We start from the raw sequence: 24,745 nt of genomic DNA, 5'->3' as shown, positions 1-24,745 counted from the left end.
GGCGGCTCCTTCAGACGGTGCTGGCACTGGCGGCGGCGGCAGCCCCGGGTGAGGCGCGGAAGAACTCGGGCGCGGCCTGGGAGAGTTCGACGTAGGCGCGCAGGCAGAAGGCCAGCCAGCCGCGGATGTAGTCGCAGCCGGGCCGCCCCCGGCGGCTCACCTCGTGGTAGCAGCCGCCGCCGCACAGGTAGCGGGCCCAGCAGGACCGGCAGGGCTCGGCGCGGTCCACGTGACGGTCGTTCAGATGTGCCTGCCGGGCTGCCCGGTCGCTGCCGCCGGCGACCGATCCCATGGCGAACGCGGGGTCGTCCACCAGCCGGTGGCAGGCGTACAGCCCGCCCTCGGCGGAGGCGCTCAGGTATCCGGCACCGGCGCCGCAGGGATACGGCCGGTGGGAGCCCCGGTGCAGCTGGCGCATGGCGGTCTGGAAGTTGCCGAAGGGGTAGTGCCGCCCCGCGGACAGCTCGCGCAGCGCGCTCTCGCCGCACTCCAACATCCGCTCCAGGAAGCCGCCGAAGGTCTCGGCGGTGATCTCGTACGCGGGGTCGGGCGCGCTCACCACGGCGGCGAAGCCCACCTCGTCGAAGCCCAGTTCGATGCCGTGCTCGAGTACGTCGCGCAGCCGCCCCGTGTACGGGGTGACGCTGACCCGCGCGCTGAGCTGCCGCGGCCGTCCGTGCCGGGCGAGGACCGCGAGGCCGGTGCGCAGTCGGTCGTAGGCGCTCGCCCCGCCCGGCGCCCGGCGCAGCGCGTCGTGCCCGGCCCGGTCGCCGTCCAGGCTCACGGTCACGGTGAAGGGGTGCTCGGCGAACAGCCGGGCGTCCTCGGGGCGGACGGTGGTCAGGTTGGTGGTGAGGGCGAAGCGGACGGGGTGCCCGGCGGCGGCCCCCGCACGCTCGGCGTACCGGACCGTTTCGTGGACCAGGTCCCTGGCCAGCAGCGGCTCCCCGCCCATGAACCCGACGACCACGTCCGCGCCCGGCGCCGCCTCCGCGAGCAGCCGGTCCACGGCGGCGAAGGCCGTGGACCGGGGCATCGCCCGGGCGGAGCCGCCGAAGCGGCCCTCGTCCGCGTAGCAGTGGCCGCAGCTGAGGTTGCAGGCCTGCATCACGTTGAGGGAGATCGAGGAGAGGGGCGGGGGCGCGGCAGGCGTCCCGTCGATACGGCGCTCCGGCCACAGGGGCAGTGCCAGCTCCTCCGCCAGGCCGGCGAGGCTGCCCTCGGGGGCCGCCGTCCACCGCTCCAGGCGGGCCGCCGTCTCCTCCGGCAGGTCGTAGACGCGGCTGCCGTCGGCGACGAACAGGTGGGCGCCGTGCGCGCTGCGGAACACACGCAGTTCGGTGGCGGGGCCGGGCGGCCCGCCACCGGGGCCGGGGGGCACACCGCCGGGGCCGCGGGGCCGGGCGGGCTCGGGGGGTCGTCGGCCGATCTGGAGCAGCACGCTCATGTGCCCGCCTCCGTGTTCTCGCGCAGCGCAGCGGCCCACCGTACGAGCAGGTCGTACTGGCGGCGCGTCAGGTGCAGGGCGTTGCCGTCCGCGCCGCGCATGTCGGGGGGCATCCGGCCGTTGTACGCCCCGGCCGTCCGCGGGTCGGCGACGGGCTCCCGGACGATCTCCCGGATCAGCCCGGGGCGTTCACGGAACAGGTCCTCCAGCATCTCCAGCGCCACGAACCGGCGGTGCCGGCGGCGCGCCTGTTCAGTGAGGCCGAGCAGCACGCCGGTCAGGGTCTCCGCCGGGGGCAGGGCCCCGAAGAAGCCGTTCTGCACGTCCAGGTTGATGTTGCCCACCGTCTCCAGGATCCGCTCGAACAGGTCTCTGATCTCCTGAGTGGTCTGCCCCTTGTCCGCGAGGTAGGCGGGCGTGCGCACATCGCCCCGCCGGACCCGGTCGGCGAGCCCGTCCGCCACGGAGACGAAGGGCCTGCGGTCGGGGGAGAACACCGGCGGGCAGGCCACCACCCGGGCGGAGGCGGTGAGCCCGCCCGGCAGCCCGACCGTGACCAGCCCGTCGCACACGTCGTCGACCAGGCCCAAGGACAGCTGGCCCTCGGCGCCCGCGAAGAGGCCCCGCGGCGCGGTCCGGACGTCGTCGCTGGGGAGCCGGAAACCGACCCACTCCGCGCCGGGGTTGAGGATCCGCCGCTCCGCCGGGATGCGGTACCGGCCGGCGTCCGTGAGGGTGGTCGGCCCGTAGACGGCGCCGGTCGCGGGGGTGAACCGCAGCCGCAGCTCGGGCAGTGCGGCGTTGGGCACGGGCACCTGCACCGCACCGAGCGGGAGGTCCCGGCCCGCCGGGACCAGCGGCTGGGCGGCGCCCTGCGGAGAGGTGCCCGCCAGCCGGTGCTGCTGGTGGTCGTCGCCCCGGACCCCGACGGTCGCCTCGATCCGGTCGTCGTCGCTCCGGGTGAGGTGGTGCGCCTTGAGGTTGGCCACGCTGACCTGCCAGCGCACGTCCCCGAGTCCGAGCCCGAACCGGGCGAGGACCTCCTCGGTCAGCGGCCCGGTGTGGCGTTCGCCGTCCACCGTCCAGCTGCCGTGCACCTCGAAGTACGGGCAGACGGGCCGCCAGCCGGCCTCGTCCTTGAAGCGGACCTCCTGCGGCATCCGCTCGCTCAGGGTGCCGTCCGCGGCCAGGTCGAGGGTGGGCTGCGGCTCCACCGTGGTCTTGCCGGTACCGCGCGGAGTGAGGTCGCTCCTCCCCCACCGGTAGTTGTCGCAGGGTTTCGGGGAGGGGCCCAGCCGGGCGAAGGCGAGCGGGGGCTGGATCCAGAGCTGGTCGATCACCGGCATCTCCTAGCGGTTGGCGACAAGATGACGGGGCGTGATCAAAAAATACAGCAATCGTCACGTTGCGTCATGATCGACACGACGGGGCCCGCGCCCGCCCGGTGAGGCTCCCCGCCCGGTTCACCTCACGGCGCCCCGCCCCGTCACCCCTGCGGAAGCGGCTGGGCCAGGGGGCGGAACACCTTGCGCAGGCCCTCCGGGGTCCGGGCGCCGCCGCGGGACACGGCGGCGATAGTGCGCGGGGGCGATAGGGCCGGTTCGCACTTACCGTCACCCCTCCTGGGCGGTAACCATGGGAAAGGCTGTTTGGCCAGTTATGACCTGAATGAGCTGATTCCCAGGAGGGCTCATGAACGCCCCGACCGCGACGACGGCCGATCCCGCCGCGCAGGACGACGCGCAGGAGGACCCGACCGTCCACATTCTCTGGATCAACGCGGGGCTGAGCTGCGACGGGGATTCGGTCTCGTTGACCGCCGCGACCCAGCCGAGCATCGAGGAGCTGGCGCTCGGTGCCCTGCCAGGACTGCCCAAGGTGGCGGTCCACTGGCCCCTGATCGACTTCGAGTGCGGGCCCGTGCAGGGCGCGGACAATTTCGTCGAGTGGTTCTTCAAGGCCGACCGGGGCGAGCTGGAGCCCTTCGTGCTGGTCGTCGAGGGATCCATACCGAACGAGCGGGTCAAGCCGGAGGGCTACTGGTGCGGCTTCGGGGACGATCCGGAGACGGGTCAGCCGATCACGACCAGTGAGTGGCTGGACCGGCTCACCCCCAAGGCGCTCGCCGTCGTCGCCATCGGCACCTGTGCGACGTACGGCGGCATCCACGCGATGGCCGGCAACCCGACCGGCGCGATGGGGGTGCCGGACTATCTGGGCTGGGAGTGGAAGTCCAAGGCGGGCATTCCGATCGTCTGCATCCCGGGCTGCCCCGTACACCCGGACAACGCCTCCGAGACCCTGCTCTACCTGCTGTACCAGGCGGCGGGCGCTGCTCCCATGATCCCGCTGGACGAGGAACTGCGGCCTACCTGGCTGTTCGGCGCCACGGTGCACGAGGGCTGCGATCGCGCCGGCTACTACGAGCAGGGGCAGTTCGCGAGCGAGTACGGATCGCCGGAGTGCCTGGTCAAGCTCGGCTGCTGGGGCCCGGTGGTCAAGTGCAATGTGCCCAAGCGCGGCTGGATCAACGGCGTGGGCGGCTGCCCGAACGTCGGCGGGATCTGCATCGCCTGCACCATGCCGGGCTTCCCCGACAAGTTCATGCCGTTCATGGACGAGCCGCCGGGCGGCCATGTGTCCGCGACGGCGAGCGGTATCTACGGATCCGTCATACGACGCCTGCGGAACATCACCGCGAAGACCGTCGACAAGGAACCGAAGTGGCGCGGCAAGGGCGAGGAGCTCACGACCGGCTACAAGGCCCCGTGGTGACCACGGTTACCCGCTGAGCAGGACACTCGACAGGAAGGTGGCGCGGCACCATGGCGACGGCGACGAACAAGCCGGCCGGTGACGGCCTCACGGAGATGTCGTGGGACCCGATCACCCGCATCGTGGGCAGTCTCGGCATCCACACCAAGATCGACTTCAAGGCGAAGCGGGTCGCGGAGTGCTACAGCACCTCGTCCGTCTTCCGCGGGTACAGCGTGTTCATGCGCGGCAAGGACCCGCGCGACGCGCACTTCATTACCAGCCGCATCTGCGGCATCTGCGGGGACAACCACGCCACCTGCTCGGTCTACGCCCAGAACATGGCGTACGGCGTGGCACCCCCGCACCTCGGCGAGTGGATCATCAACCTCGGCGAGGCCGCGGAGTACATGTTCGACCACAACATCTTCCAGGAGAACCTGGTCGGCGTGGACTACTGCGAGCGGATGGTCCGCGAGACCAACCCCGGCGTGCTCGAACTCGCCGAGCGCACCGAGGCCCCGCACGCGGCCGACCACGGCTATCGCACGATCGCCGACATCATGCGCTCGCTCAACCCGCTGGAGGGCGAGTTCTACCGTGAGGCGCTCCAAGTGAGCCGCTACACACGGGAGATGTTCTGTCTGATGGAGGGCCGCCATGTGCACCCCTCCACGCTCTACCCGGGCGGGGTCGGCACGGTCGCGACCATCCAGCTCTTCACCGACTACCTGACCCGGCTCACCCGCTACGTGGAGTTCATGAAGCGGGTCGTCCCGCTCCACGACGACCTCTTCGACTTCTTCTACGAGGCACTGCCCGGGTACGAGGAAGTGGGCAGGCGCCGGGTGCTGCTGGGCTGCTGGGGCGCGCTGAACGACCCGGAGTACTGCGACTTCCAGTACGCCAACATGGAGAACTGGGGCCGGCGGATGTTCGTCACCCCCGGTGTCATCGTGGACGGCAAGCTGGTCACCAACAGCCTCGTCGACATCAACCTCGGCATCCGCATCCTGCTCGGCAGTTCGTACTACGAGGACTGGTCGGGCATGGAGAAGTTCGTCGAACGGGACCCGCTCGGGAACCCCATCGACGAACGGCACCCCTGGAACCAGCACACCATCCCGGCCCCGCAGAAGCGGGACTTCGACGACAAGTACAGCTGGGTGATGTCGCCGCGCTGGTTCGACGGCACCGACCATCTGGCGCTGGACACCGGCGGCGGTCCGATCGCCCGGCTGTGGTCCACGGCGCTGTCCGGGCTCGTCGACATCGGCTACATCAAGGCCACCGGGCACAGCGTGCAGATCAACCTGCCGCGCACGATGACCAAGCCGGAGATGGCGCTGGAGTGGAAGATCCCGCAGTGGAGCAACGCCCTCGAACGCAACCGGGCCCGCACCTACTTCCAGGCCTACGCCGCCGCGGCCGCCCTCCACTTCGCCGAGCAGGCGATGGAGGAGGTTCGCGCCGGACGCACCCAGACCTGGGAGAAGTTCGACGTGCCGGACGAGTCGATCGGCTGCGGCTTCACCGAGGCGGTCCGGGGCGTGCTCTCCCACCACATGGTGATCAGGGACGGCAAGATCGCCAACTACCACCCGTACCCGCCGACCCCGTGGAACGGCAGCGTGCGCGACAGCTACGGCACACCGGGCCCGTACGAGGACGCGGTGCAGAACACCCCCATCTTCGAGGAGAACCCGCCCGAGAACTTCAAGGGCATCGACATCATGCGGGCCGTCCGAAGCTTCGACCCGTGTCTGCCGTGCGGCGTGCACATGTACGTCGGCGGCGGGAAGACCGTCCAGCAGACGCACATGCCGACGGGGCTGAGCGGACTTGCGGTCTGACCTTCCCCAGGATCCGACCTTCCCCAGGATCCGACCTCCCGCAGGATCCGGTCTTTCCCAGGATCCGACCTTCCTCAGAAGAGGGGCTTGCCGATGGCCGGACAGGAGACGGGCGAGCGGATAGGCGCACTGCTCGACGAGCTGGCGCAGCAGGCGGGACCGGAGGCGCGCGACACCGCGGACGAACTGGTGCGCTGCCTCATGGAGTTCTACGGCGAGGGCCTGGCCCGGACCGTACGCCTGCTGCGCTCCGCCCCGGACGGCGCGGATCCCCTCGCCGTCCTCACCGCCGACGAACTCGTCAGTGATCTGCTGATCCTGCACGATCTGCATCCGGAGGACACCGCGACCCGGGTGGGCCGCGCCCTCGACAAGGTCCGTCCCTACCTCGGCTCGCACGCGGGCGACGTCGAGGTGGCCGGGCTCGACCTGGAGGCGGCCGACGGCCCGACGCTGCACCTCAGACTGCGCGGCAGCTGCGACGGCTGTCTCTCCTCCACCCAGACCGTGCGCTGGACCATCGAGGAGGCGGTCGCCCGGATCGCTCCCGAGGTCGAGCACATCGAGGTCGAGGGAATGGCCGCGGAGAGCCCGCAGCCGGCGCTGCTCCAGATCCTGCCGCACCGCCCGGACGACGCTCCGGGCGACCCCGTGGCGTCCGAAGAAGCGGGCGACCCGGCGCGCTGGTACACCCTCGGCCCCCGTGCACTGCCCATGGGCGACCGGGCCACCGGCGTCACCGAGGTCGCCGGCCGCACCCTGCTGCTCGTGCGCCTGCCCGGACAGTTGTACGCCTACCGCGACCGCTGCCCGGTCTGTGCCGCGAGCCTCGCTCCGGCCTCCCTGGACGGCGAGTTGCTGCGGTGCGCGGGCTGCGCCGCCGAGTTCGACGTGCACCGGGCGGGCCGGGGCGAGAAGGGCCACCTGGAGCCCGTACCACTGCTGGAGGAGGACGGGTCGGTGCGGGTGGCGCTGCCCGGCGAGCTGCTGGGGGCGGGGCCATGACCACCGACGTGCTCAAGCAGTTCACCCGGCGGCCGCCGCCCAGGGGCGAGCGCTGCGATCTGTGCGGGGAGCCGCTGCCCGACGCGCACCGGCATCTCGTCGACACCACCCGACGGTCCCTCAAATGCGCCTGCCCGCCCTGCCACTTGCTCTTCACCCGGCCGGGCGCGGGGCAGGGCCGCTTCCGGGCCGTCCCGGACCGGTATCTCACCGATCCCGGGTTCGCCCTGGACGAGTCGGACTGGAACCGGCTGCAGATCCCGGTCGCGCTGGCCTTCTTCTTCCGCAACTCCGAACTCGACCGGCTCGCGGCCTTCTATCCGAGCCCGGCGGGCGCCACCGAGAGCGAGCTCGATCCGGGGACCTGGAACGCGGTCCTCGGGCGCAGTCGGCTCGCGGAGCTGCTGGAACCCGATGTGGAGGCGCTGCTGCTGCACCGCGGACGCGGCGGCTCGGTGACGTGCACGCTCGTCCCGGTCGACGTCTGCTACGAGCTGGTCGGCCGGATGCGGCTGCACTGGAAGGGCTTCGACGGCGGTGCGGAGGCCCGCGCGGACATCGCGGAGTTCTTCGAGCGGATCACGGCGGCCGCCCGTCCGCTGGCCCCGGAACCCGCGCCCACAGGCGCGTCGGCGCACCCCGGAACTCCCACCCAAACGGCGGAACCCGAGAACTCCACCGCGTCGGCGGAAGCCGGGCCCTCCCCCGCATGGGCGGAACCCGAGGCCCCCGCCGCAGCTGCGGAACCCGAGAACTCCGCCGCGTCGGCGGAAGCCGGTGCCTCCGTGACTCCGCGGGGATCCGCCGGACCGGCCAGGCACCCCGGGGGCGCCCCGTGACCGATCTCCAGTTCACCTGCACCGGTGTGCGTCCCGAGCCGTACGGAGCCGGGCCCACGCTGTTGTTCGGGCTGCGCATCGAGGAGACCGATCACCAGCCGGTGCACGCCGTCGCGCTGCGCTGCCAGATCCGTATCGAGCCCGCCGGACGGTCCTACGATCCGGAGGAGGTCGGCATGCTGGGCGACCTGTTCGGCGAGCCGAGCCGTTGGAGCAGCACGCTCAAGCCGCTGCAGTTCGCCCACGCCTCCATCACGGTCCCGGGGTTCACCGGTTCGACGGAGGTCGATCTCCCGGTGCCCTGCACCTACGACACGGAGGTCGCGTCCGCGTCGTACTTCCGGGCGCTGTCCCGCGGCGAGGTCCCGCTGCTCCTGCTCTTCTCCGGCACGGTGTTCACCGGCCGGGACGGCTTCCGGGCCGAGCCGGTGCCCTGGCACAAGGAGACGGCGTACCGGATGCCGGTGGACGTGTGGCGGAACATGATCGAGCAGTACTTCCCCAACTCGGGCTGGCTGCGCGTCCGGCTGGACGTGCTGGACGCCCTGCGCCGCTACCGCTCCTCGCGCGCCCTGCCGTCCTGGGAGCGGGTCTTCGACGAACTCCTCGCCACCGCCGACGCGAAGAAGGGGGCCGACTGAGATGAGCAATCCCCTGGAGAACCGCTTCGAGCAGGCCCGCACCATTGCGGACGCCGTCCTGTTCGAGGGATACGTCCTCTACCCCTACCGCGCCTCGGCCGCGAAGAACCAACTGCGCTGGCAGTTCGGCGTCCTGGTGCCGCCCGCCTGGACCGCCACGACCGGAGAACACTCCGTCCAGCGCACCGAGTGTCTGCTGGAGCCCCGCGACGGCGACCGGCTCCACGCCGAACTGCGCTTCCTGCACGTGCGCCGACGCACGGTCGAACGGCTCGACGCCGACGGCGGCTACACGGAGGTACCCGAACTCGACCTTCCCGACCGGGTGTTGGTGCCGTGGGACGAGGGACACGAGGAACGCGTCCTGATCCATGAGACCTTCGCCGAGCTGATGGGTGATCAGGCCGCCTCCCACGCCGTACGGTTCGACCTTCCGGACGCCGTCGAGTACGAGCCGGTGACCGACGCCGAGGGCCGGACACTGGGCCGTCTGGTGCGGCGCAGGCGGCGGCTGACGGGCGAACTGCGCCCGCGTGTCGAGGAGTTGCCTGGTCCCTACCGGGTGCTGCGGCTCACGGTGAGTGTGCACAACACCACCGCCGCCCCGGAGCAGGCCGGCACCGACCGCGAGACCGCCCTGGCCCACAGCCTGATCGGCACGCATCTGCTGCTCGGTGTGCCCGGGGGACGGTTCCTGTCGCTGACCGACCCGCCCGAATGGGCCCGGCCGGCCGCCGCGAGCTGCCAGAACGAGCACACCTGGCCGGTACTCGCGGGAGCGCCCGGCGCGGACGACGTCATGCTGTCCTCGCCGATCATCCTGGAGGATCACCCCGCCGTCGCCGAGGAGAGCCCGGGGCCCCTCTACGACGCCACCGAGATCGACGAGATCCTCTCGCTGCGCACGGCAGCGCTCACCGAACGGGAGAAGCGCGAGGCGCGCGGCACGGACGCCCGCGCCGCCGGGGTCATCGACCTGGTCGACGACATGCCGGAGGCGGTCCGCGAACGGCTGCACGGGGCGATCCGGGGGCTGCGCGAGATCACCGGCGACGACCCCGCGGGCGAGCCGCTCCCCCCTGCTCCCGACACCGGGCTGAGCCTGCCCGAGGGCCCCGGCCACCCCTGGTGGGATCCGGCGCAGGACGCCGGGGCCACCGAGGTGCCGGGCGTCGTCGTCATCGACGGCGAGACCGTACGGGCCGGCAGCCGGGTCCGACTCACGCCCGGCGCCCGCCGCTCCGACGCCCAGGACGCCTTCCTCTACGGCCGGCACGCCACCGTCGAGGCCGTGGTCGGCGACCTCGACGGCGAGACGCATCTCGCCGTCGTCGTGGACGACGATCCCGGCACCGACGTACGCCGCGCGCAGGGCCGTTTCCTGTACTTCAAGCCCGACGAGGTGGCCCCGCTGAAGGAGGAGGCGACATGAGCGGACCTGATCGCACCGAGCCGTCCGGTACGGCCGAACGGGACGGGACCCGCCGAGTTCTGGTCGCCGGAGTCGGCAACGTGTTCCTCCAGGACGACGGGTTCGGGGTGGAGGCCGTACGGCGGCTCTCCGTCCGCACGCCCGAACTGCCGCCCACCGTGGAGCTGATGGACGCCGGCATCCGCGGGGTGCATCTGGCCTACCGATTGCTGGAGGGCTACCAGACCCTCGTGCTGGTGGACACCGTCAGCCGCGGGGGCCCGCCGGGCACGCTCTACACGATCGACGTCGGCCCCGAACCCCCCGGGGCACAGCCCCGGCCGGGACCACTGGACACGCATGCCATGGACCCCGCCACCGTGCTGGCCCTGCTGCACGATCTGCACGCCGGCGCGGGCGGCACCCTCCCCGAGGAGGTGTACGTCATCGGCTGCGAACCCCGCGACACCGACGAGGGGATGGGGCTGTCACCCCCGGTGGCCGATGCCGTGGGGGCCGCCGTCGACCTGGTGCTCGACCTGGTACGCCGCGCTACCTCTGTACCCCAGAGGAGCTGACAACGTTGGAGGCAAGGATGGAATGGCAATGGGTGGGCCTGGCCGCGGGCCTCGTAGTGGCCTACGGAGTCGCGAGGAACCTGTCGGACATCCGCCGCTACTTGCGCATGCGGCGCATGTGATCCGGCCTGTGCGCGTGATCCGGCGGACGCGCGCCGCCGCGCGGACCCCCGCCGTCGCGCCCCGCGCGGCCACCGACGTCCTCGAGCTGCACGTACCGCTCGAGGAAGAGGTGCAGCGTGCTGTGGAGTTCGCCCAGGCGGACGAACCACAGGGCGAGGTTCATGGCGCCCTGCTGGGTGATCGCGTAGACGCGGCGCGCGGGACCGCTCTCCGAGGCGTGCCAGTGCGAGGTGACCTCACCGCTGCTCTCCATGCCCCGCAGCAGCCGGTACACATGCGCCTGATCCGCGTCGCCGCAGCCGAAGGCGCCCAGGCGCTGCACCAGTTCATAGCCATGACCTTGGCGTTCGGCCAGCAACAGGAGCAGCACCGGGGTGAGCAGAGCGCGTCGCTCGACCTCATGCCCAGTCATCGTGTTCTCAGAGTAACCAGCCCCGCGCGCGCCCCACATCCCGGCGGCGCGCGGGGGCCCGGCGGCTCGGCAGCGGGAGGTGAGGGCCGTGCATGAGCTGTCCATCGCCGTGGCGGTCGTCGAACAGGTCGAGGAGGCCGTGCGGGAACAGGGCCGCGGGGTCGCGTCGCTGACCCTGCGGATCGGCGAGCTCGCGGGGGTGGTGCCCGAGGCGCTGGACTTCTCGTTCGGCCTGGCGACCGAGGGCACCGCGCTGGCGGGGGCCCGTCTGCTGATCGAGACTGTCGATGCACGGGGCCGCTGCGACGGCTGCCGCCGCGAGGCGCCGACCGGGATGCCGCCGGTGCTGTGGTGCGCCGTGTGCGGGGCCACGCTGACCCTGCTCAGCGGCCGGGAACTGGAGATCGTCCGGGTGACGCTGACCGACGGACCCCAGGACCCGAAGAGCGCGGACGGCGGGCCACGGGCCGCGCCGTCCGGGCTGCCGGTACGCGACGAGGAGGCGAGCCATGTGCCGCACCGTTGACCTGCATCAGGCCGTGCTCGCCAAGAACGACGAGAACGCGCTGGCCCTGCGGAGCTATCTGGGTGAGCGCGGCACGGTGGCGGTGAACCTGCTGTCCAGTCCGGGCAGCGGCAAGACGGCCCTGCTCGAACAGCTGCTCGCGCGCGCCGTCGAGGGCGGCACCCCGGCCGCCGCCGTCACCGCCGACCTGGCGACCGAGAACGACGCGACCCGGCTGGCCCGCTCCGGCGCACCGGTGCAGCAGATCCTCACCGACGGGCTGTGCCATCTGGAGGCGGGCATGCTCCGGCGGCGGCTCGAGGGCTGGCTGCCCGAGGGCACCCGGCTGCTGTTCGTCGAGAACGTCGGCAATCTCGTCTGCCCCGCCTCCTACGACCTCGGGGAGACCCTGCGCATCGCGCTCGCGTCGGTGACCGAGGGCGAGGACAAGCCGGTCAAGTACCCGACGGCCTTCGGACTCGCGCATCTGGTCGTGATCACCAAGACCGACATCGCGGACGCCGTCGGCTTCGACCGGGAGGCGTTCCTGCGAGGTGTCCAGCAGGTCAATCCCGGCGTGCCGGTCCTCGAGACCTCGGCCCGCACCGGCCAGGGGGTCGACGCCCTGCTGACGCACGTCCTGCGCTGCGCGGCCGGCGACGAGACGCACGTACCCGTCCTGGCACGGCAGCACGAGCGGTACCTGCACAGCCACGAGAACGGCCACGGACAGCCACAGGGGGACGGTCACGCGCACGGCGACGGGAACGGGATCGGACACATTCACGCCGCCGGGCACCCGCACGGCGACGGGCACGAACACGCCGCCGGGCACCCGCACGAGCGCGAGTCCGGGGCCGAGCGGAGCCCGGCGCCGGGGCACACGCTGTGACACCGGCCCCGGGGCGCGAGCGCCGGCACATCACCGTCACGGGCGTCGTCCAGGGAGTGGGCTTCCGGCCCTTCGTGTACACCCTCGCGGAGGAACTCGGACTGACGGGCTGGGTCACCAACAACGCACAAGGCGTCGAGGCCGAGGTGGAGGGCCCGGCCGCCGACGTGGCCGTGTTCTGTTCGCGGATCGGGACACGGCCGCCGCCGCTCGCGGTCGTCGAGTCGGTCGAGCACCGTGCCGTACCGCTGGAGAACGACGGCTCGGTGTTCACCATCCGCCCTTCGTCCGGCGGGCCGGGCCGCACGCTGGTCTCCCCGGACACCGCGACGTGCGACGCCTGTCTGGGCGAACTCGCGGACCCCGCCGACCGGCGGTACCGGCACCCGTTCATCACCTGCACCCACTGCGGTCCGCGGTTCACCATCGTGACCGCGCTGCCGTACGACCGGGACAGCACCACCATGGCGGGCTTCCCGATGTGCGCGGACTGCGCCCGTGAGTACGCGGACCCCGCCGACCGGCGCTTCCACGCCCAGCCGATCGCCTGCCCCGCCTGCGGTCCCCGGCTCACGCTGCGCACCGGGCCGGACGATCCCGGCGAGCTGCGCGACGGGCAGGCGCTCGCCGAGGCCCGCCGGCTGCTGGCCGAGGGCGCCGTGGTGGCGGTCAAGGGGATCGGCGGCTACCACCTGGCGTGCGACGCGGGCGATCCCGCGGCCGTCCGCACCCTGCGCAAGCGCAAGAACCGCGGCGGCAAGCCCTTCGCGGTGCTGGCCGGCTCGCTGGAGACCGTCCGGCGGCTGGCCCATGCCGGCCCGGCGGAAGAGGAGTTGCTGCTCGGTCCGCGCAAGCCTGTGGTCCTGCTGCGGCGGCGGGCCGGGGCGGGCGGCGAGATCGCGGCGGGGGTCGCGCCCGGCAGCCCCGACCTCGGCTTCATGCTCCCGTACACACCGGTGCACCGGCTGCTGCTCGGGCTGCCCGGTGATCCGCCGGGTCCGGCCGTCCTCGTCATGACCAGCGGAAACCGCTCGGGCGAGCCCATCGTCACCGACGACGCCGAGGCGCTGACCCGGCTGGCGGGGCTCGCCGACGCCTGGCTCGCCCACGACCGGCCCATCCATGTGCCCTGCGACGACTCGGTGGTCCGGGTGTGCGCGGGCGCCGAGCTTCCGGTACGCCGGTCGCGCGGCTACGCCCCCCTCCCGATCGCGCTGCCGGTGCCGGTGGTCCCGGCGCTGGCCGTGGGCGGGGACCTCAAGAACACCTTCTGCGCCGGGGACGGCCGCTACGCCTGGCTGTCCGCGCACGTCGGGGACATGGACGACCTGGCCACCCTGACCGCCTTCGAGCGGGCGACCGGCCATCTGACGGACCTCACCGCCGTCGCACCGCGCCTGCTGGTAGCCGACCGGCATCCCGGCTACCGCGCCACCCAGTGGGCGCGGCGCGCCGCCGAGGAGCGCGGCCTGACGCTGCGCCAGGTGCAGCACCATCACGCCCACGTCGCCTCGGCGATGGCCGAGCACGGTCTGGACGGTTCGGCGCCGGTGATCGGGGTCGCCTTCGACGGGACCGGTTACGGCGACGACGGGGCCGTGTGGGGCGGCGAGGTACTGCTCGCCGACTACGACGGGTACCGGCGGTTCGCTCATCTGGGCTATGTGCCGCTGCCGGGCGGCGACGCGGCCGTACGCAACCCCTACCGGATGGCGCTGTCACATCTGCGGGCGGCGCGACTGCCCTGGCGGTACGAGCTGCCGTGCGCCGCGGCCGCCACCCCCGAGGAGCGGCGGCTGCTCGAACGGCAGCTGGAACGGGGGCTCAACTGCGTTCCCACGTCCAGCATGGGACGCCTTTTCGACGCGGTGTCCTCGCTCGCGGGGGTCTGCCACCGGGTGGAGTACGAGGCGCAGGCGGCGATGGAACTGGAGAACGCGGCGCTGGACGATCTGGCGGGCCCGCTCGCCGACGACGAGCGGAACGACGCCTACCGGTTCATGCTGAGAGCGGTCCGTCAGGACCCCGAGGCGCCGCTGATCGCCGATCCGGCGCCGGTCCTGGCCGCCGCCGTCGCGGACGTCCGGGCCGGTGTCACGGCCGGGCCGGTGGCACGTCGGTTCCATCGGGCCGTGGTCGACCTGGTCCTGGAGGTGTGCACGGTGGCGCGAGCAAGGACCGGCATCCGCACGGTCGCCCTCAGCGGCGGGGTGTTCTGCAACGCCCTGCTCACCGAGGGCTGCGGCGCCGTCCTGGAACGGGACGGTTTCACCGTGCTGAGGCACCACAGGGTTCCCCCCAACGACGGCGGTCTGGCCCTCGGGCAGTTGATCGTCGCCGCCCGAGCACAGGATTAGCGCGACAGAAGCGCTGGAGCGAGTCAGGAGCGAATCATGTGTCTGGCCGTACCCGGCCGAGTGCTGGAGATCGAGGAACGCGACGCGACGCGGATGGCCAAGGTGGACTTCGGCGGTGTCGTCAAGGACGTGTGTCTGGAGTACGTGCCGGACATGAAGGTCGGTGACTACGCCATCGTCCATGTGGGATTCGCGTTGCAGCGGCTGGACGAGGAGTCGGCGAAGCAGACCCTGGAGCTCTTCGAGAACCTCGGAGTGCTGGAGGAGGAGTTCGGCGACGCCTGGGGCAAGGCCGCCCGGGACGCGGGCGCCGAACGCCCCGCCGGAACCGGACTCCCGCCCCTGGAGGGCATCGAGAAGGAGGCGCGGTCATGAAGTACCTGGACGAGTTCAGCGACCCGGTCCTCGCCAAGCGGCTCTTCGACGACATCAGGGCGGTCACCACCCGGCCCTGGTCTCTCATGGAGGTCTGCGGCGGACAGACGCACTCGATCATCCGCCACGGCATCGACCAACTCCTCCCTGAGGAGATCGAGTTGATCCACGGGCCGGGCTGTCCGGTCTGTGTGACCCCGCTGGAGATCATCGACAAGGCGCTGGAGATCGCCTCCCGCCCGGACGTGATCTTCTGCTCCTTCGGCGACATGCTGCGCGTGCCCGGCAGCGGACGCGACCTGTTCAAGGTCAAGAGCGAGGGCGCGGACGTACGCGTCGTGTACTCGCCGCTGGACGCGCTGAGGATCGCGCAGGAGAACCCCGACCGGCAGGTCGTGTTCTTCGGCATCGGCTTCGAGACCACGGCGCCGCCCAACGCGATGACCGTCTATCAGGCCAAGAAGCTGGGCATCCCCAACTTCAGCCTGCTGGTCTCGCACGTCAAGGTGCCCCCGGCCATCGACGCGATCATGAACTCGCCGGACTGCCGGGTGCAGGCCTTCCTCGCCGCCGGGCACGTCTGCACGGTGATGGGCATGGCCGAGTATCCCGAACTCGCCGAGCGGCACCGGGTGCCGATCGTGGTGACGGGCTTCGAGCCGCTCGACATCCTGGAGGGCATCCGCCGTGCGGTACGGCAGCTGGAGGCCGGGCAGCACACCGTGGAGAACGCCTATCCGCGCGCGGTGCAGGCCGAGGGAAGCCCCGCGGCCCGCGCCATGCTCTCCGATGTCTTCGAGGTGACCGACCGGGCCTGGCGCGGGATCGGCGTGATTCCGCAGAGCGGCTGGCGGCTGTCGCCCAAGTACCGCGAGTTCGACGCCGAGCACCGCTTCTCGGTGACCGGCATCGAGACCGAGGAGTCGACCGTCTGCCGCAGCGGCGAGGTGCTCCAGGGCCTCATCAAGCCGCACGAGTGCGCCGCGTTCGGCAAGGAGTGCACCCCGCGCAATCCGCTGGGCGCGACCATGGTCTCCAGCGAGGGCGCGTGCGCCGCCTACTACCTCTACCGGCGGCTTGAGACCCCGGACAAGGAGGCGAGTTCCGTTGGCTGACTCGGCATACGCTCCCGTCGACTTCTCCTCCTGGACCTGCCCGGCGCCGCTGCGCGACCACGACAGGATCGTGATGGGGCACGGTGGTGGCGGCACGCTCTCCGCCGAACTGGTGGAGCACCTGTTCGCGCCCGCCTTCGGCAGTGACGTGCTCGCCGAGCTCGGCGACTCCGCCCATCTGCTGCTGGGCGGGGCCCGGCTCGCCTTCTCCACCGACTCCTTCGTCGTACGGCCGCTGTTCTTCCCCGGCGGCAGCATCGGGGACCTCGCCGTCAACGGCACGGTCAACGACCTGGCCATGGCGGGGGCCGTACCGGCCTACCTCTCCTGCGGGTTCATCCTGGAGGAGGGCGTCGAGCTCTCCGTCGTGGGGCGCGTGGCCGAGGCGCTCGGCGAGGCGGCCCGGACGGCCGGGGTGGTGGTCGCGACCGGTGACACCAAGGTCGTCGACGCCGGTCACGGCGACGGCATCTTCATCAACACCGCCGGGATCGGCCTGATCCCGGACGGCGTCGACATCCGTCCGCAGCGCGCGGCCCCCGGTGACGTGGTGCTGGTCAGCGGGCCGATCGGCGTGCACGGGGTGGCCATCATGAGCGTGCGGGAGGGACTGGAGTTCGGTGTCGAGATCCAGAGCGACACCGCGTCGCTGGCCGGTCTGGTCGCGGACATGCTGGCCGTCTGCCCCGACCTCCATGTGCTGCGCGATCCGACCCGCGGCGGTCTGGCCACCTCCCTGAACGAGATCGCCGCGGCGGCACGGGTCGGCATCACGCTCGACGAGCGTTCCCTGCCCGTCCCGGAGACGGTCGCCAACGCCTGCGCCTTCCTCGGCCTCGACCCGCTCTACGTGGCCAACGAGGGCAAGCTGGTGGCGTTCGTCGCGGCCGAGCACGCCGACGCCGTGCTCGCGGCGATGCGCGCCCACCCGCTGGGCAAGGAGTCCGTGGCGATCGGCCGCTGCGTCGCCGACCACCCCGGCATGGTGGTAGCGGCCACCGGTCTGGGCGGCACCCGGGTGGTGGACATGCCGCTCGGCGAGCAGCTCCCGCGCATCTGCTGACGCGGCGCGCCCGCGGCCACATCGGTCGACTCCCACCCGCGCAACGGCTGACACCTCGTCCGCCGGCATCCAGCACTCCCGAGGCCGGTCCTCGGTGACGACCCGCAGTACGCGGGCGCCACCGGGGGCCGGTCTCTTGTACGTCCGGGGCGTGCAACCCTCTCGCAACGTCCGGGATGGTCGGCTGAGTCGTGCTCCGTGCCGGAGGTCCGCGCGCAGGAGCCGTGAGAGCCGTGACACCGGAGGGGGAGAGCCGATGGACGTCGTCCCGCGCGTGGAGCTGACGCCCGCGGCCGCCGAGCTGCTGCGGCGACTGCGCACCCAGCACGGACCGCTGATGTTCCATCAGTCGGGCGGCTGCTGCGACGGCAGCGCGCCCATGTGCTACCCGGAGGGCGAGTTCCGCACCGGCGGCTCCGACGTGCTGCTGGCCGAGTTGGAGGTCGAGGGCGTCGACGAGCCCATCACCTTCTGGATCTCGAAGAGCCAGTACGAACTGTGGCGCCACACGCGCCTGATCGTGGACGTCGTGCCGGGCCGGGGCAGCGGCTTCTCCCTCGAAGCACCCGAAGGAGTGCGTTTTCTGATCCGTTCCCGCGTCGTCGGCGTCTAGCCACCGGCCCGGGTACCGACCTCTGGTGCAATTCCCCTGAGTCCTGGGAAAGTTGACGAGACATCAGGGGGCACGGTGACACGTCGCGGCAGACGGTTCAGAACGGCACTGACGGTCTTCACGGCAAGCGGAGCGCTGGCCGGTGCGGCCCTGACAGGGGCGGCACCGGCCAGCGGCGCGGAGGGCGCGACCGACATCGCGCCCGGCGTCGAGTACACACAGCTGGACATCCCGGCGGCCAGGGGAGTCGCTCACGCGCACGTATTGAACGTCGATCTGCGCAATCCCCATGTGCGCGTCGACCTCCTCTACCCCGGCGCCGTGGCGTCCCGGGAGCCCGTGTCCGAGCTGGCCGACTCCCGGGGCGCGGTCGCCGGGGTCAACGGCGACTTCTTCGACATCACGGAGACCCAGCATCCGGGTGTCGAGGCGACGGGCGCGACCGTGGGTCCGGCGATCGCGAGCGGCCATGGACTCAAGGCCGCGGTCCCCGACGGCCAGCGATTCGGACCGGCGCTGCCGCCCGGCACGACCACCGAGGACGTGTTCGGTGTGGGCGTCGACCGCCGGGCCCGGCTGGACGGCGTGGCCCTGGACGGGTCCGTCCGCAGCCCCGAAGGCACCTGGCCGCTCGGCGGGTTCAACCAGTACGCGCTCCCGGTCGGCTCCGTCGGCGCGTTCACCGCGGACTGGGGCAGTGTCTCGCGGGTGCGCGCGACCTGTGGCACGGACACGAACCGGGCCGCGCCGTGCAGCACCGACACCTACGAGGTGACGGTCCGCCGCGGCCGGGTCGTGTCCGCCGCCGAAACTCCGGGCAGCGGACCCATCGCACCCGGCACCACCGTGCTGGTCGGCCGCGAGGCGGGCGCCCAGGAGCTGCGGAAACTGTCCGTGGGCGAGTGGGTCGGGGTGCGGCACCGGCTGGTGGCGAAGTCCTCCCGGGTGCCGTACCGGTTCGCGGTCGGGGGCTATCCGATGATGACCGACGGTGTGCCGCTGCCGGGTCTGGACGACAAGACCTCCGCGGTACGGACCGCGGTGGGCTTCTCCGACCATGGGCGCCGGATGCAGCTCCTGGCCCTGGACGGCGCCCCGGAGTTCCGCAACGGACTCACCATCGCCGAAGTGACGGCGGCGATGGAGCAGTTGGGGTCGCAGGACGCCTTCAGCCTGGACGGCGGCGGATCCACCACGATGGTCGCCCGGCAGGCAGGGGCGGACGCGGTCAGTGTCCTCAACCACCCGAGCGGCGGCGCCGAGCGTCCCGTCCCGAACGGTATCGGGGTGTTCACTCGCCCGTGACGCGGCGGCACGTCATGGCGTCAGGCTGCCCACGATGTCCGCCGTCGCGGTGAGACCGCTGTGGATGGTCGGGGCCATGCTCGTGCTGGCCAGCAGGAAACCCAGCAGGGCGCAGACCAGCGCGTGGGAGATCTTCAGCCCTCCGTTGCGCAGGAAGATCACTGCCAGCACCAGGAGCAGCAGCACCACAGAGATGGAAATGGCCATCGTCAACCTCCTCCGCCACGTCCACTTCGCGGCGTTCGGCCGTAAGTGTGGCGTAGCGGAGGGATCGTCCGGGCGGCTGACGTGTCCCCCGAACGGGTGGTCTTCCTACTGTCGGTCGTGGGCGTCGAGGAACTCTTCGAGACCGCCCAGGTCATCGGTGTTGAGGTAGTCGACGTCGGCGGCGAGAAGTTCGCGCCAGAGCGCCTCGCGTGTCGGACCCGCGAGGTCGGGGGTGGCCCAGAACCGGACCTTCTGCCGGCGCGCGTGCGCGGCCGCCATGATGCCCCGCAGCTTCTCGCGCTCGGCGTCCGGGAACGGGCCCTCGCCCAGCCAGCTGAAGTTGAGTGTCCAGTTGTCGCTGATCAGCGGGATGAAGGAGGCGGGGGCGGTGCCGCCGAGGTCGGCGAGCCGGCCGTCGTAGAAGGCGAGCCGCTCGGTCTGCGCCTCCATGGGCGTCCGCGCGGCGCGGTCCCCGGAGATGACGGCGGTGATCGGGCCGGGGTGCACCCGGCCGTGCGCGTACCTCGTGAACAGGTGCCGGTGGCGGCGCAGATGACGGTCGAGTTCGAGGTACGTCGAGGAGCCCTCGGTCTTGATGTCGATGAGCAGTTGCAGCGGCTTGTGGTAACCCCGGTACACCGAGCCGTGGTTGGCCCTGACACGGGCGGCCAGCGGTTCGAGGTAGAGGGTTTCGAGCGTGCGGGTGGGGTCGAGCTCCACCGGGTCGTGGGCGACGAGGAGTTGGTCGCCCACGAGGTAGATGTCGGCCTCGACGCTGCCGAAGCGGTGGTCGAGGGCGTCGAAGAGGGGGCGTGGGTGCTCGTAGTCGTTGTGCGCGTGGGCGCGCCACAGCGGGCGCGTGCGGGGCTTCGCCTCGGCCGCGAGAGCCCGCGACGCGGGTAGGGCGAACGAGCCCGCGAGGGCGGCGCCGAGGGTGGTGAGGGCTCTGCGACGGGTGGTAAGGGCCATGCTCTGCCTCCCTTGAGGATGCCGTACGGAACCTCAGGGAGTATGCGGCCGGTGGGGCCCAGGAAACCCTGCCTTGAAGGGAGTTGGCCGGACCGACGCGACGCGTTCACTTCACCGGATCCGGGCGCGATCCGGCGTTCCCCCCGTTCCCTCCCCGCGTGTCGTGGGCGCACGAAAAAAAGCCCGCCCCAGGTGGGGCGGGCTTCACTCGGAACGGTGTCAGGGCGCCTGGAGATCGACCAGTTCGGCCAGGGCCACGCGGTGCGCGCCCGCCGTGCCGTAGGCGATCGAGTCGGCCTTGGCGCGCTTCAGATACAGATGCGCCGGATGCTCCCACGTCATGCCGATGCCGCCGTGCAGCTGGACCGCCTCCTCGGCGGCGTGCACCGCGACGAGTGCCGCGTACGCCTGGGCGACGGCGACCGCCACGTCGCTGTCCGGGCTGCCGGTGGCCAGCGCGTCGGCCGCGTTCCGGGCGGCGGCGCGGGTGCCCACGACCTCCAGCCACACCTGGGCCAGCCGGTGCTTGAGCGCCTGGAATCCGCCGACCGGCCGGTTGAACTGCTTGCGCTCCTTGAGGTAGCGGACCGTCTCCGTCAACGACCAGTCGGCAATGCCGAGTTGCTCGGACGCGAGCAGTCCGGCGCCGGCCCGAAGGGCGCGCCGTACGGCCACGGGCGCATCCTCGGTGAGCAGCCGTGCGGGCGCCCCCTCGAAGGTGATGCGGGCGAGCGGCCGGGTCTGGTCGAGACAGACCTGCGGGACGATCGTGACGGCGTCCGCGTCGACGGCGTACAGCCCGCCGTCCTCGGCCGGAACCAGCAGGACGTCGGCGGCCACCGCGTCCGCGATGCCCGTCAGCTCACCGTGCAGGGAACCGTTCTCCAGCCGTACGGCTTGGTGGGCGGCGCCCGGTCCGACGTTCAGCGGGACGGCGAGGGCGCCCACCGTCCGGCCGGAGGCGAGCGCGGCCAGCAGTTCGGCCGCCGCCTGTCCCTCGCAGGCCAGCAGCGCCTCGGTCGCGACCACGGCGCTCGTCAGGTACGGCACGGGTGCGACCGCGCGGCCCAACTCCTCCAGAACCACGGCGGCTTCGCGGTGCGTGGCACCCTGGCCGCCCTGCTCCTCGGGCACCAGCAGGCCGGCGAGGCCCATGCCCTCCGAGAGGGCCTTCCACAGCTCGGGGTCGTGCGGAGTGCCCGACTCGGTGCGGGTGATGACGTCCGCCGCGGCACAGCGGTCGGCGAGGAGGTCACGGACGGCGGCGCGCAGCGCCTCCTCCTCCTCGGTGTAGAGCAGATCGGGTTCGGTGCTCACCTGGCTCATCGGGCGAGGTCCTTCCATGCGACGTCCTTGTCGGTGCGCGGCTCGGACGGCAGGCCCAGGACGCGTTCGGCGACGATGTTCAGCAGGACCTCGCTGGTCCCGCCCTCGATGCTGTTGCCCTTGGAGCGCAGATAGCGGTATCCGGCGTCGCGGCCGGTGAAGTCGACCAGTTCCGGCCGCCGCATCGTCCAGTCCTCGTACAACAGGCCTTCCTCGCCGAGGAGTTCGACCTCCAGTCCGCTGATCTCCTGGTTGAGCCGGGCGAAGCCGAGCTTCATGCCGGAGCCCTCGTGGCCGGGCTGGCCCTGGGCGAGCTGCTGGCGCAGCCGCTCGCCGGAGAGCCGGGCGACCTCGGACTCGACCCACAGCTTCAGCAGCCGCTGGTGCGTGTCGTGGGTGCGCAGTTCGGGCCGCTCGCGCCAGGTCTTCGAGACGGGGCCGATCATGCCGCCCTCGCGCGGGATGCGCATGCCGCCGATGGAGACGCGCTCGTTCATCAGCGTGGTCTGCGCGACCCGCCAGCCGTCGCCGACCTCGCCGAGTCGGTGCGCGTCGGGGATGCGGACGTCGGTGAGGAAGACCTCGTTGAACTCGGCCTCGCCGGTGATCTGGCGCAGCGGCCGTACGTCGACACCCGGGTCGGTCATGTCGCAGATGAAGTAGGTGATACCGCGGTGCTTGGGCACGTCCGGGTCGGTGCGGGCGATGAGGATGGCCCAGCGGGCGAGGTGGGCGCTGGAGGTCCACACCTTCTGTCCGTTGACCACCCACTCTCCCCCGCTCCCGGCCTCGTCGCCGTCGGAGCGGACGGCGCGGGTGCCGAGGGCGGCGAGGTCCGAGCCCGCGCCGGGCTCGCTGAAGAGCTGGCACCACACCTCCTCGCCGACCCACAGGGGCCGCAGGAAGCGCCGCTTCTGCTCCTCGGTGCCGAAGCCGAGGATGGTCGGGGCGGCCATGCCGAGGCCGATGCCGATCCGCCGCGGGTCGTTGTCGGGCGCGCCCGCGGCCGCCAGCTCGGCGTCCACGACGGCCTGGAGGCTGCGCGGGGCACCGAGTCCGCCGAGGCCCTCCGGGTAGTGAACCCAGGCGAGTCCGGCGTCGAAGCGTGCCTTCAGGAAGTCCAGGCGGTCGGTTTCCTGGGGAGGATGCTCGGCCAGCAACTCCTGGGTGCGGCGGCGCAGTTCGGCTGCGTCGGTCATGCGGCGGCTCCGTTCTGAAGTGCGGGCATCACGGCGATCCGTCCGGTGGTGACTCCGTCGGCGACCCGCTGCACGGCGGCGGCGGCCCCGCTCAGCGGCACCCGCTCGCTCACCAGCGGCTTGATCGCGCCCCGTGCGGCCAGCCCGGTGAGCTGCTCGTGGCAGTGCAGGACCAGCTTCGGGTTCTTGGTGTTGTACAGGCCCCAGTGCAGACCGAGGATCCCGTAGTTCTTGACGAGGGCGTGGTTCAGGGCGGCGCTCGGGATCGAACCGCTCGCGAAGCCGACGACCACGATCCGGCCCTCGAAGGCGACGACCTTCGTGGACTGGGTGTAGGCCTCGCCGCCGACGGGATCGTAGATCACGTCCGCGCCGCGTCCGCCGGTCGCCTCCTTGACCGCGCCTATGACGTCCTCGGACCGCCGGTCGATGACGACGTCGCAGCCCAGTCCGCGCGCCACAGCGGCCTTGTCGGCGTCGCCCACGACACCGATGACGGTCGCGCCCGCCGCCTTCCCGAGCTGCACGGCCGCGCTGCCGACCCCTCCGGCGGCCGCGTGGACGAGCAGGGTCTCGCCGGCCTCCAGGCGGGCCCTGCGGTGCAGGCCGAACCAGCCGGTCTGGTAGCCGATGTGCAGGGCCGCGGCCTCGGCGTCGTCGAGGGCGTCGGGCGCGGGCAGCAGGGCGGCGGCGTCCGCGACCGCGTACTCGGCGAATCCGCCGTACGGCAGCGCGGGGGTGGCGATCACCCGGCGTCCGTCCTCGGTCTCGCCGCAGATCTCCACCCCGGGCGTGAAGGGCAGCGGCGGCCTGACCTGGTAGTGGCCGCGGCACATCAGCGCGTCCGGGAAGTTGATGTTCGCGGCGCGCACCTTGAGCAGGACCTGGCCGTCACCGGGCGTCGGCCGATCCACCTCCTGGAGGCGCATCGCCGTTACGGGCTCGCCGTTCTGGTGCACTTGCCATGCCTGCATGCGGGGCCTCCAGGGGACTGCGTCGTCTGACCGGGGTCGATCGCATACTAAGCGGTCGCTTGCCTACCTGGGAACAGTCGGCGGCCGTCGTCTTCGCCACGCACGGCGCGAGCCGCCCCGCCGCCCGCTCTCACAGCTCCTTGCCCCGCACCTTGGGCCGCGCCCGTACGTGCATCCGCTCACCCTGCGGCCCGAACAGGCTGAGGAACTCCACTGGCCCCTCCCCCGTCGAACCGAACCAGTGCGGGACCCGGGTGTCGAACTCCGCCGCCTCCCCCGCCCCGAGCACGACGTCGTGCTCGCCGAGCACCAGCCGCAGCCGCCCGGACAGCACATACAGCCACTCGTAGCCCTCGTGCGTCCGCGGGTCGGGTTCCATGGTCCGCCGGGGTTCGAGCACCTTGTAGGCCTGGAGTCCACCGGGCTGGCGGGTCAGCGGCCAGTGCGTCCGGCCGCCCCGCACGATCGGCTCGGCACGCACCCGGGGGTCACCGACCGGCGGGGCCCCGACCAGTTCGTCCAGCGGGACCTGATGGGCCCGCGCGATGGGCAGCAGCAGCTCCAGGCTGGGCTTGCGCAGCCCGGATTCCAGGCGCGAGAGCGTGCTCACCGAGATGCCGGTCGCCTCGGACAGCCCGGCCAGCGTCGCGCCGCGCTCCTTCCTGATCCGCCGCAGCCGTGGACCGACCTCGGCGAGAACCTCGTCCGTCGCCGCGTCACCGGTCGCCCGCTGCCCGACTCCGTCACTGACACCCGCAGGGGCCGCGCCCCTCATCCCGTCA

At 72.0% G+C, this 24,745-nt stretch carries 24 protein-coding genes and 1 pseudogene; 16 read left to right on the top strand and 9 right to left on the bottom strand.

What is annotated here, in order from left to right; genetic code table 11:
• Positions 1–10 precede the first annotated feature (10 nt).
• Together N4G66_RS13420 and N4G66_RS13415 are read right to left on the bottom strand one after the other, a co-directional pair.
• Positions 11–1,447, bottom strand: coding sequence for a radical SAM/SPASM domain-containing protein (locus N4G66_RS13420; protein ID WP_261704285.1), 1,437 nt, complete (start codon positions 1,445–1,447; stop codon positions 11–13).
• Complete coding sequence (locus tag N4G66_RS13415; protein ID WP_261704284.1) at positions 1,444–2,787, bottom strand: hypothetical protein; 1,344 nt, start codon at positions 2,785–2,787, stop codon at positions 1,444–1,446. The genes N4G66_RS13420 and N4G66_RS13415 overlap by 4 nt, the downstream gene beginning before the upstream one ends.
• Positions 2,788–3,139: 352 nt before the next feature.
• On the opposite strand from N4G66_RS13415, the gene N4G66_RS13410 reads away from it, so the two are divergent.
• The 8 genes and pseudogenes from N4G66_RS13410 to N4G66_RS45875 all read left to right on the top strand — a co-directional run bounded on the left by N4G66_RS13410 (position 3,140) and on the right by N4G66_RS45875 (position 10,650).
• Entirely contained in the window at positions 3,140–4,222 is a 1,083-nt protein-coding gene (locus tag N4G66_RS13410) for an NADH-quinone oxidoreductase subunit B family protein (RefSeq protein ID WP_261704283.1), read from the top strand.
• 50 nt (positions 4,223–4,272) lie between these two features.
• On the top strand, positions 4,273–6,054 hold the full coding sequence (locus N4G66_RS13405) for a nickel-dependent hydrogenase large subunit (protein WP_261704282.1): 1,782 nt from the start codon (positions 4,273–4,275) through the stop codon (positions 6,052–6,054).
• A 93-nt stretch (positions 6,055–6,147) separates the two neighbouring features.
• Positions 6,148–7,059 carry a NifU family protein gene (locus tag N4G66_RS13400; RefSeq protein WP_261704281.1) on the top strand — a complete coding sequence of 304 codons (912 nt, stop codon included), beginning with the start codon at positions 6,148–6,150 and terminating at the stop codon, positions 7,057–7,059.
• Positions 7,056–7,676, top strand: a pseudogene (locus N4G66_RS13395) (DUF5947 family protein); the annotation flags it as partial. The gene N4G66_RS13400 and the pseudogene N4G66_RS13395, both read left to right, overlap by 4 nt.
• A 218-nt stretch (positions 7,677–7,894) precedes the next feature.
• Complete coding sequence (locus tag N4G66_RS13390) at positions 7,895–8,539, top strand: DUF6084 family protein (protein ID WP_261704280.1); 645 nt, start codon at positions 7,895–7,897, stop codon at positions 8,537–8,539.
• A 1-nt stretch (position 8,540) separates the two neighbouring features.
• Entirely contained in the window at positions 8,541–9,971 is a 1,431-nt protein-coding gene (locus N4G66_RS13385) for a hypothetical protein (RefSeq protein WP_261704279.1), read from the top strand.
• Positions 9,968–10,528 carry a hydrogenase maturation protease gene (locus N4G66_RS13380; protein ID WP_261704278.1) on the top strand — a complete coding sequence of 187 codons (561 nt, stop codon included), beginning with the start codon at positions 9,968–9,970 and terminating at the stop codon, positions 10,526–10,528. Before N4G66_RS13385 ends, N4G66_RS13380 begins: the two co-directional genes overlap by 4 nt.
• A 17-nt stretch (positions 10,529–10,545) precedes the next feature.
• Positions 10,546–10,650, top strand: coding sequence for a DUF6893 family small protein (locus tag N4G66_RS45875; RefSeq protein ID WP_376453418.1), 105 nt, complete (start codon positions 10,546–10,548; stop codon positions 10,648–10,650).
• On the opposite strand, the gene N4G66_RS13375 is transcribed toward N4G66_RS45875, so the two are convergent.
• Positions 10,626–11,063 carry a helix-turn-helix transcriptional regulator gene (locus N4G66_RS13375; RefSeq protein WP_261704277.1) on the bottom strand — a complete coding sequence of 146 codons (438 nt, stop codon included), beginning with the start codon at positions 11,061–11,063 and terminating at the stop codon, positions 10,626–10,628. The two genes, N4G66_RS45875 and N4G66_RS13375, sit on opposite strands and share 25 nt — an antisense overlap.
• A gap of 88 nt (positions 11,064–11,151) precedes the next feature.
• On the opposite strand from N4G66_RS13375, the gene N4G66_RS13370 reads away from it, so the two are divergent.
• The 8 genes from N4G66_RS13370 to N4G66_RS13335 all read left to right on the top strand — a co-directional run bounded on the left by N4G66_RS13370 (position 11,152) and on the right by N4G66_RS13335 (position 19,288).
• Positions 11,152–11,589 (top strand): hydrogenase maturation nickel metallochaperone HypA/HybF, encoded by a 438-nt coding sequence (locus tag N4G66_RS13370; RefSeq protein WP_261704276.1) that lies wholly within the window; start codon positions 11,152–11,154, stop codon positions 11,587–11,589.
• On the top strand, positions 11,573–12,460 hold the full coding sequence (gene hypB, locus N4G66_RS13365) for a hydrogenase nickel incorporation protein HypB (protein ID WP_261704275.1): 888 nt from the start codon (positions 11,573–11,575) through the stop codon (positions 12,458–12,460). The genes N4G66_RS13370 and hypB overlap by 17 nt, the downstream gene beginning before the upstream one ends.
• Positions 12,457–14,817, top strand: a complete 2,361-nt coding sequence (gene hypF / locus N4G66_RS13360) for a carbamoyltransferase HypF (protein ID WP_261704274.1) — start codon at positions 12,457–12,459, stop codon at positions 14,815–14,817. The genes hypB and hypF overlap by 4 nt, the downstream gene beginning before the upstream one ends.
• A 36-nt stretch (positions 14,818–14,853) precedes the next feature.
• A complete protein-coding gene (locus N4G66_RS13355; protein WP_261704273.1) occupies positions 14,854–15,192 on the top strand; it encodes a HypC/HybG/HupF family hydrogenase formation chaperone in 339 nt (112 codons plus the stop codon).
• Complete coding sequence (gene hypD, locus N4G66_RS13350) at positions 15,189–16,307, top strand: hydrogenase formation protein HypD (RefSeq protein ID WP_261704272.1); 1,119 nt, start codon at positions 15,189–15,191, stop codon at positions 16,305–16,307. The genes N4G66_RS13355 and hypD overlap by 4 nt, the downstream gene beginning before the upstream one ends.
• Before the next feature lie 73 nt (positions 16,308–16,380).
• The gene (hypE, locus tag N4G66_RS13345; RefSeq protein WP_261704301.1) at positions 16,381–17,370 is read left to right on the top strand and encodes a hydrogenase expression/formation protein HypE; all 990 of its coding nucleotides are present in this window, start codon (positions 16,381–16,383) and stop codon (positions 17,368–17,370) included.
• 256 nt (positions 17,371–17,626) lie between these two features.
• The gene (locus N4G66_RS13340; RefSeq protein ID WP_261704271.1) at positions 17,627–17,983 is read left to right on the top strand and encodes a DUF779 domain-containing protein; all 357 of its coding nucleotides are present in this window, start codon (positions 17,627–17,629) and stop codon (positions 17,981–17,983) included.
• Between the two features lie 75 nt (positions 17,984–18,058).
• Positions 18,059–19,288 (top strand): phosphodiester glycosidase family protein, encoded by a 1,230-nt coding sequence (locus N4G66_RS13335; RefSeq protein ID WP_261704270.1) that lies wholly within the window; start codon positions 18,059–18,061, stop codon positions 19,286–19,288.
• A 12-nt stretch (positions 19,289–19,300) separates the two neighbouring features.
• Here N4G66_RS13335 and N4G66_RS13330 read toward each other — a convergent pair whose 3' ends face one another.
• From N4G66_RS13330 to N4G66_RS13305, 6 genes are all read right to left on the bottom strand, one after another.
• Complete coding sequence (locus N4G66_RS13330; protein WP_261704269.1) at positions 19,301–19,495, bottom strand: hypothetical protein; 195 nt, start codon at positions 19,493–19,495, stop codon at positions 19,301–19,303.
• A gap of 105 nt (positions 19,496–19,600) precedes the next feature.
• Positions 19,601–20,464, bottom strand: a complete 864-nt coding sequence (locus N4G66_RS13325) for a phosphatidylinositol-specific phospholipase C/glycerophosphodiester phosphodiesterase family protein (RefSeq protein ID WP_261704268.1) — start codon at positions 20,462–20,464, stop codon at positions 19,601–19,603.
• 219 nt (positions 20,465–20,683) lie between these two features.
• Entirely contained in the window at positions 20,684–21,790 is a 1,107-nt protein-coding gene (locus tag N4G66_RS13320) for an acyl-CoA dehydrogenase family protein (protein ID WP_261704267.1), read from the bottom strand.
• Positions 21,787–22,989 carry an acyl-CoA dehydrogenase family protein gene (locus tag N4G66_RS13315; protein ID WP_261704266.1) on the bottom strand — a complete coding sequence of 401 codons (1,203 nt, stop codon included), beginning with the start codon at positions 22,987–22,989 and terminating at the stop codon, positions 21,787–21,789. The genes N4G66_RS13320 and N4G66_RS13315 overlap by 4 nt, the downstream gene beginning before the upstream one ends.
• Positions 22,986–23,963, bottom strand: coding sequence for an NADPH:quinone oxidoreductase family protein (locus tag N4G66_RS13310; RefSeq protein WP_261704265.1), 978 nt, complete (start codon positions 23,961–23,963; stop codon positions 22,986–22,988). The genes N4G66_RS13315 and N4G66_RS13310 overlap by 4 nt, the downstream gene beginning before the upstream one ends.
• Before the next feature lie 130 nt (positions 23,964–24,093).
• Positions 24,094–24,738 carry a helix-turn-helix domain-containing protein gene (locus N4G66_RS13305; RefSeq protein WP_261704300.1) on the bottom strand — a complete coding sequence of 215 codons (645 nt, stop codon included), beginning with the start codon at positions 24,736–24,738 and terminating at the stop codon, positions 24,094–24,096.
• Positions 24,739–24,745 lie beyond the last annotated feature (7 nt).

Origin of the sequence: Streptomyces rhizosphaerihabitans (assembly GCF_025399795.1) — a bacterium.
Lineage (GTDB): Bacteria > Actinomycetota > Actinomycetes > Streptomycetales > Streptomycetaceae > Streptomyces > Streptomyces rhizosphaerihabitans.
This window is presented reverse-complemented; position numbering and strand designations above follow the sequence as displayed.

Excerpts from the sequence above, each read along its gene's own strand:
- N4G66_RS13330 (WP_261704269.1), bottom strand. The coding sequence starts at position 19,495 with ATGGCCATTTCCATCTCTGTGGTGCTGCTGCTCCTGGTGCTGGCAGTG.
- N4G66_RS13340 (WP_261704271.1), top strand. The coding sequence starts at position 17,627 with ATGGACGTCGTCCCGCGCGTGGAGCTGACGCCCGCGGCCGCCGAGCTG.
- N4G66_RS13305 (WP_261704300.1), bottom strand. The coding sequence starts at position 24,738 with ATGAGGGGCGCGGCCCCTGCGGGTGTCAGTGACGGAGTCGGGCAGCGG.
- N4G66_RS13320 (WP_261704267.1), bottom strand. The coding sequence starts at position 21,790 with ATGAGCCAGGTGAGCACCGAACCCGATCTGCTCTACACCGAGGAGGAG.
- N4G66_RS13400 (WP_261704281.1), top strand. The coding sequence starts at position 6,148 with ATGGCCGGACAGGAGACGGGCGAGCGGATAGGCGCACTGCTCGACGAG.
- N4G66_RS13375 (WP_261704277.1), bottom strand. The coding sequence starts at position 11,063 with ATGACTGGGCATGAGGTCGAGCGACGCGCTCTGCTCACCCCGGTGCTG.
- N4G66_RS13405 (WP_261704282.1), top strand. The coding sequence starts at position 4,273 with ATGGCGACGGCGACGAACAAGCCGGCCGGTGACGGCCTCACGGAGATG.
- hypE (WP_261704301.1), top strand. The coding sequence starts at position 16,381 with ATGGGGCACGGTGGTGGCGGCACGCTCTCCGCCGAACTGGTGGAGCAC.
- N4G66_RS13410 (WP_261704283.1), top strand. The coding sequence starts at position 3,140 with ATGAACGCCCCGACCGCGACGACGGCCGATCCCGCCGCGCAGGACGAC.
- hypD (WP_261704272.1), top strand. The coding sequence starts at position 15,189 with ATGAAGTACCTGGACGAGTTCAGCGACCCGGTCCTCGCCAAGCGGCTC.
- N4G66_RS13355 (WP_261704273.1), top strand. The coding sequence starts at position 14,854 with ATGTGTCTGGCCGTACCCGGCCGAGTGCTGGAGATCGAGGAACGCGAC.
- N4G66_RS13380 (WP_261704278.1), top strand. The coding sequence starts at position 9,968 with ATGAGCGGACCTGATCGCACCGAGCCGTCCGGTACGGCCGAACGGGAC.
- N4G66_RS13385 (WP_261704279.1), top strand. The coding sequence starts at position 8,541 with ATGAGCAATCCCCTGGAGAACCGCTTCGAGCAGGCCCGCACCATTGCG.
- N4G66_RS13325 (WP_261704268.1), bottom strand. The coding sequence starts at position 20,464 with ATGGCCCTTACCACCCGTCGCAGAGCCCTCACCACCCTCGGCGCCGCC.
- hypB (WP_261704275.1), top strand. The coding sequence starts at position 11,573 with ATGTGCCGCACCGTTGACCTGCATCAGGCCGTGCTCGCCAAGAACGAC.
- N4G66_RS45875 (WP_376453418.1), top strand. The coding sequence starts at position 10,546 with ATGGAATGGCAATGGGTGGGCCTGGCCGCGGGCCTCGTAGTGGCCTAC.
- N4G66_RS13420 (WP_261704285.1), bottom strand. The coding sequence starts at position 1,447 with ATGAGCGTGCTGCTCCAGATCGGCCGACGACCCCCCGAGCCCGCCCGG.
- N4G66_RS13315 (WP_261704266.1), bottom strand. The coding sequence starts at position 22,989 with ATGACCGACGCAGCCGAACTGCGCCGCCGCACCCAGGAGTTGCTGGCC.
- N4G66_RS13310 (WP_261704265.1), bottom strand. The coding sequence starts at position 23,963 with ATGCAGGCATGGCAAGTGCACCAGAACGGCGAGCCCGTAACGGCGATG.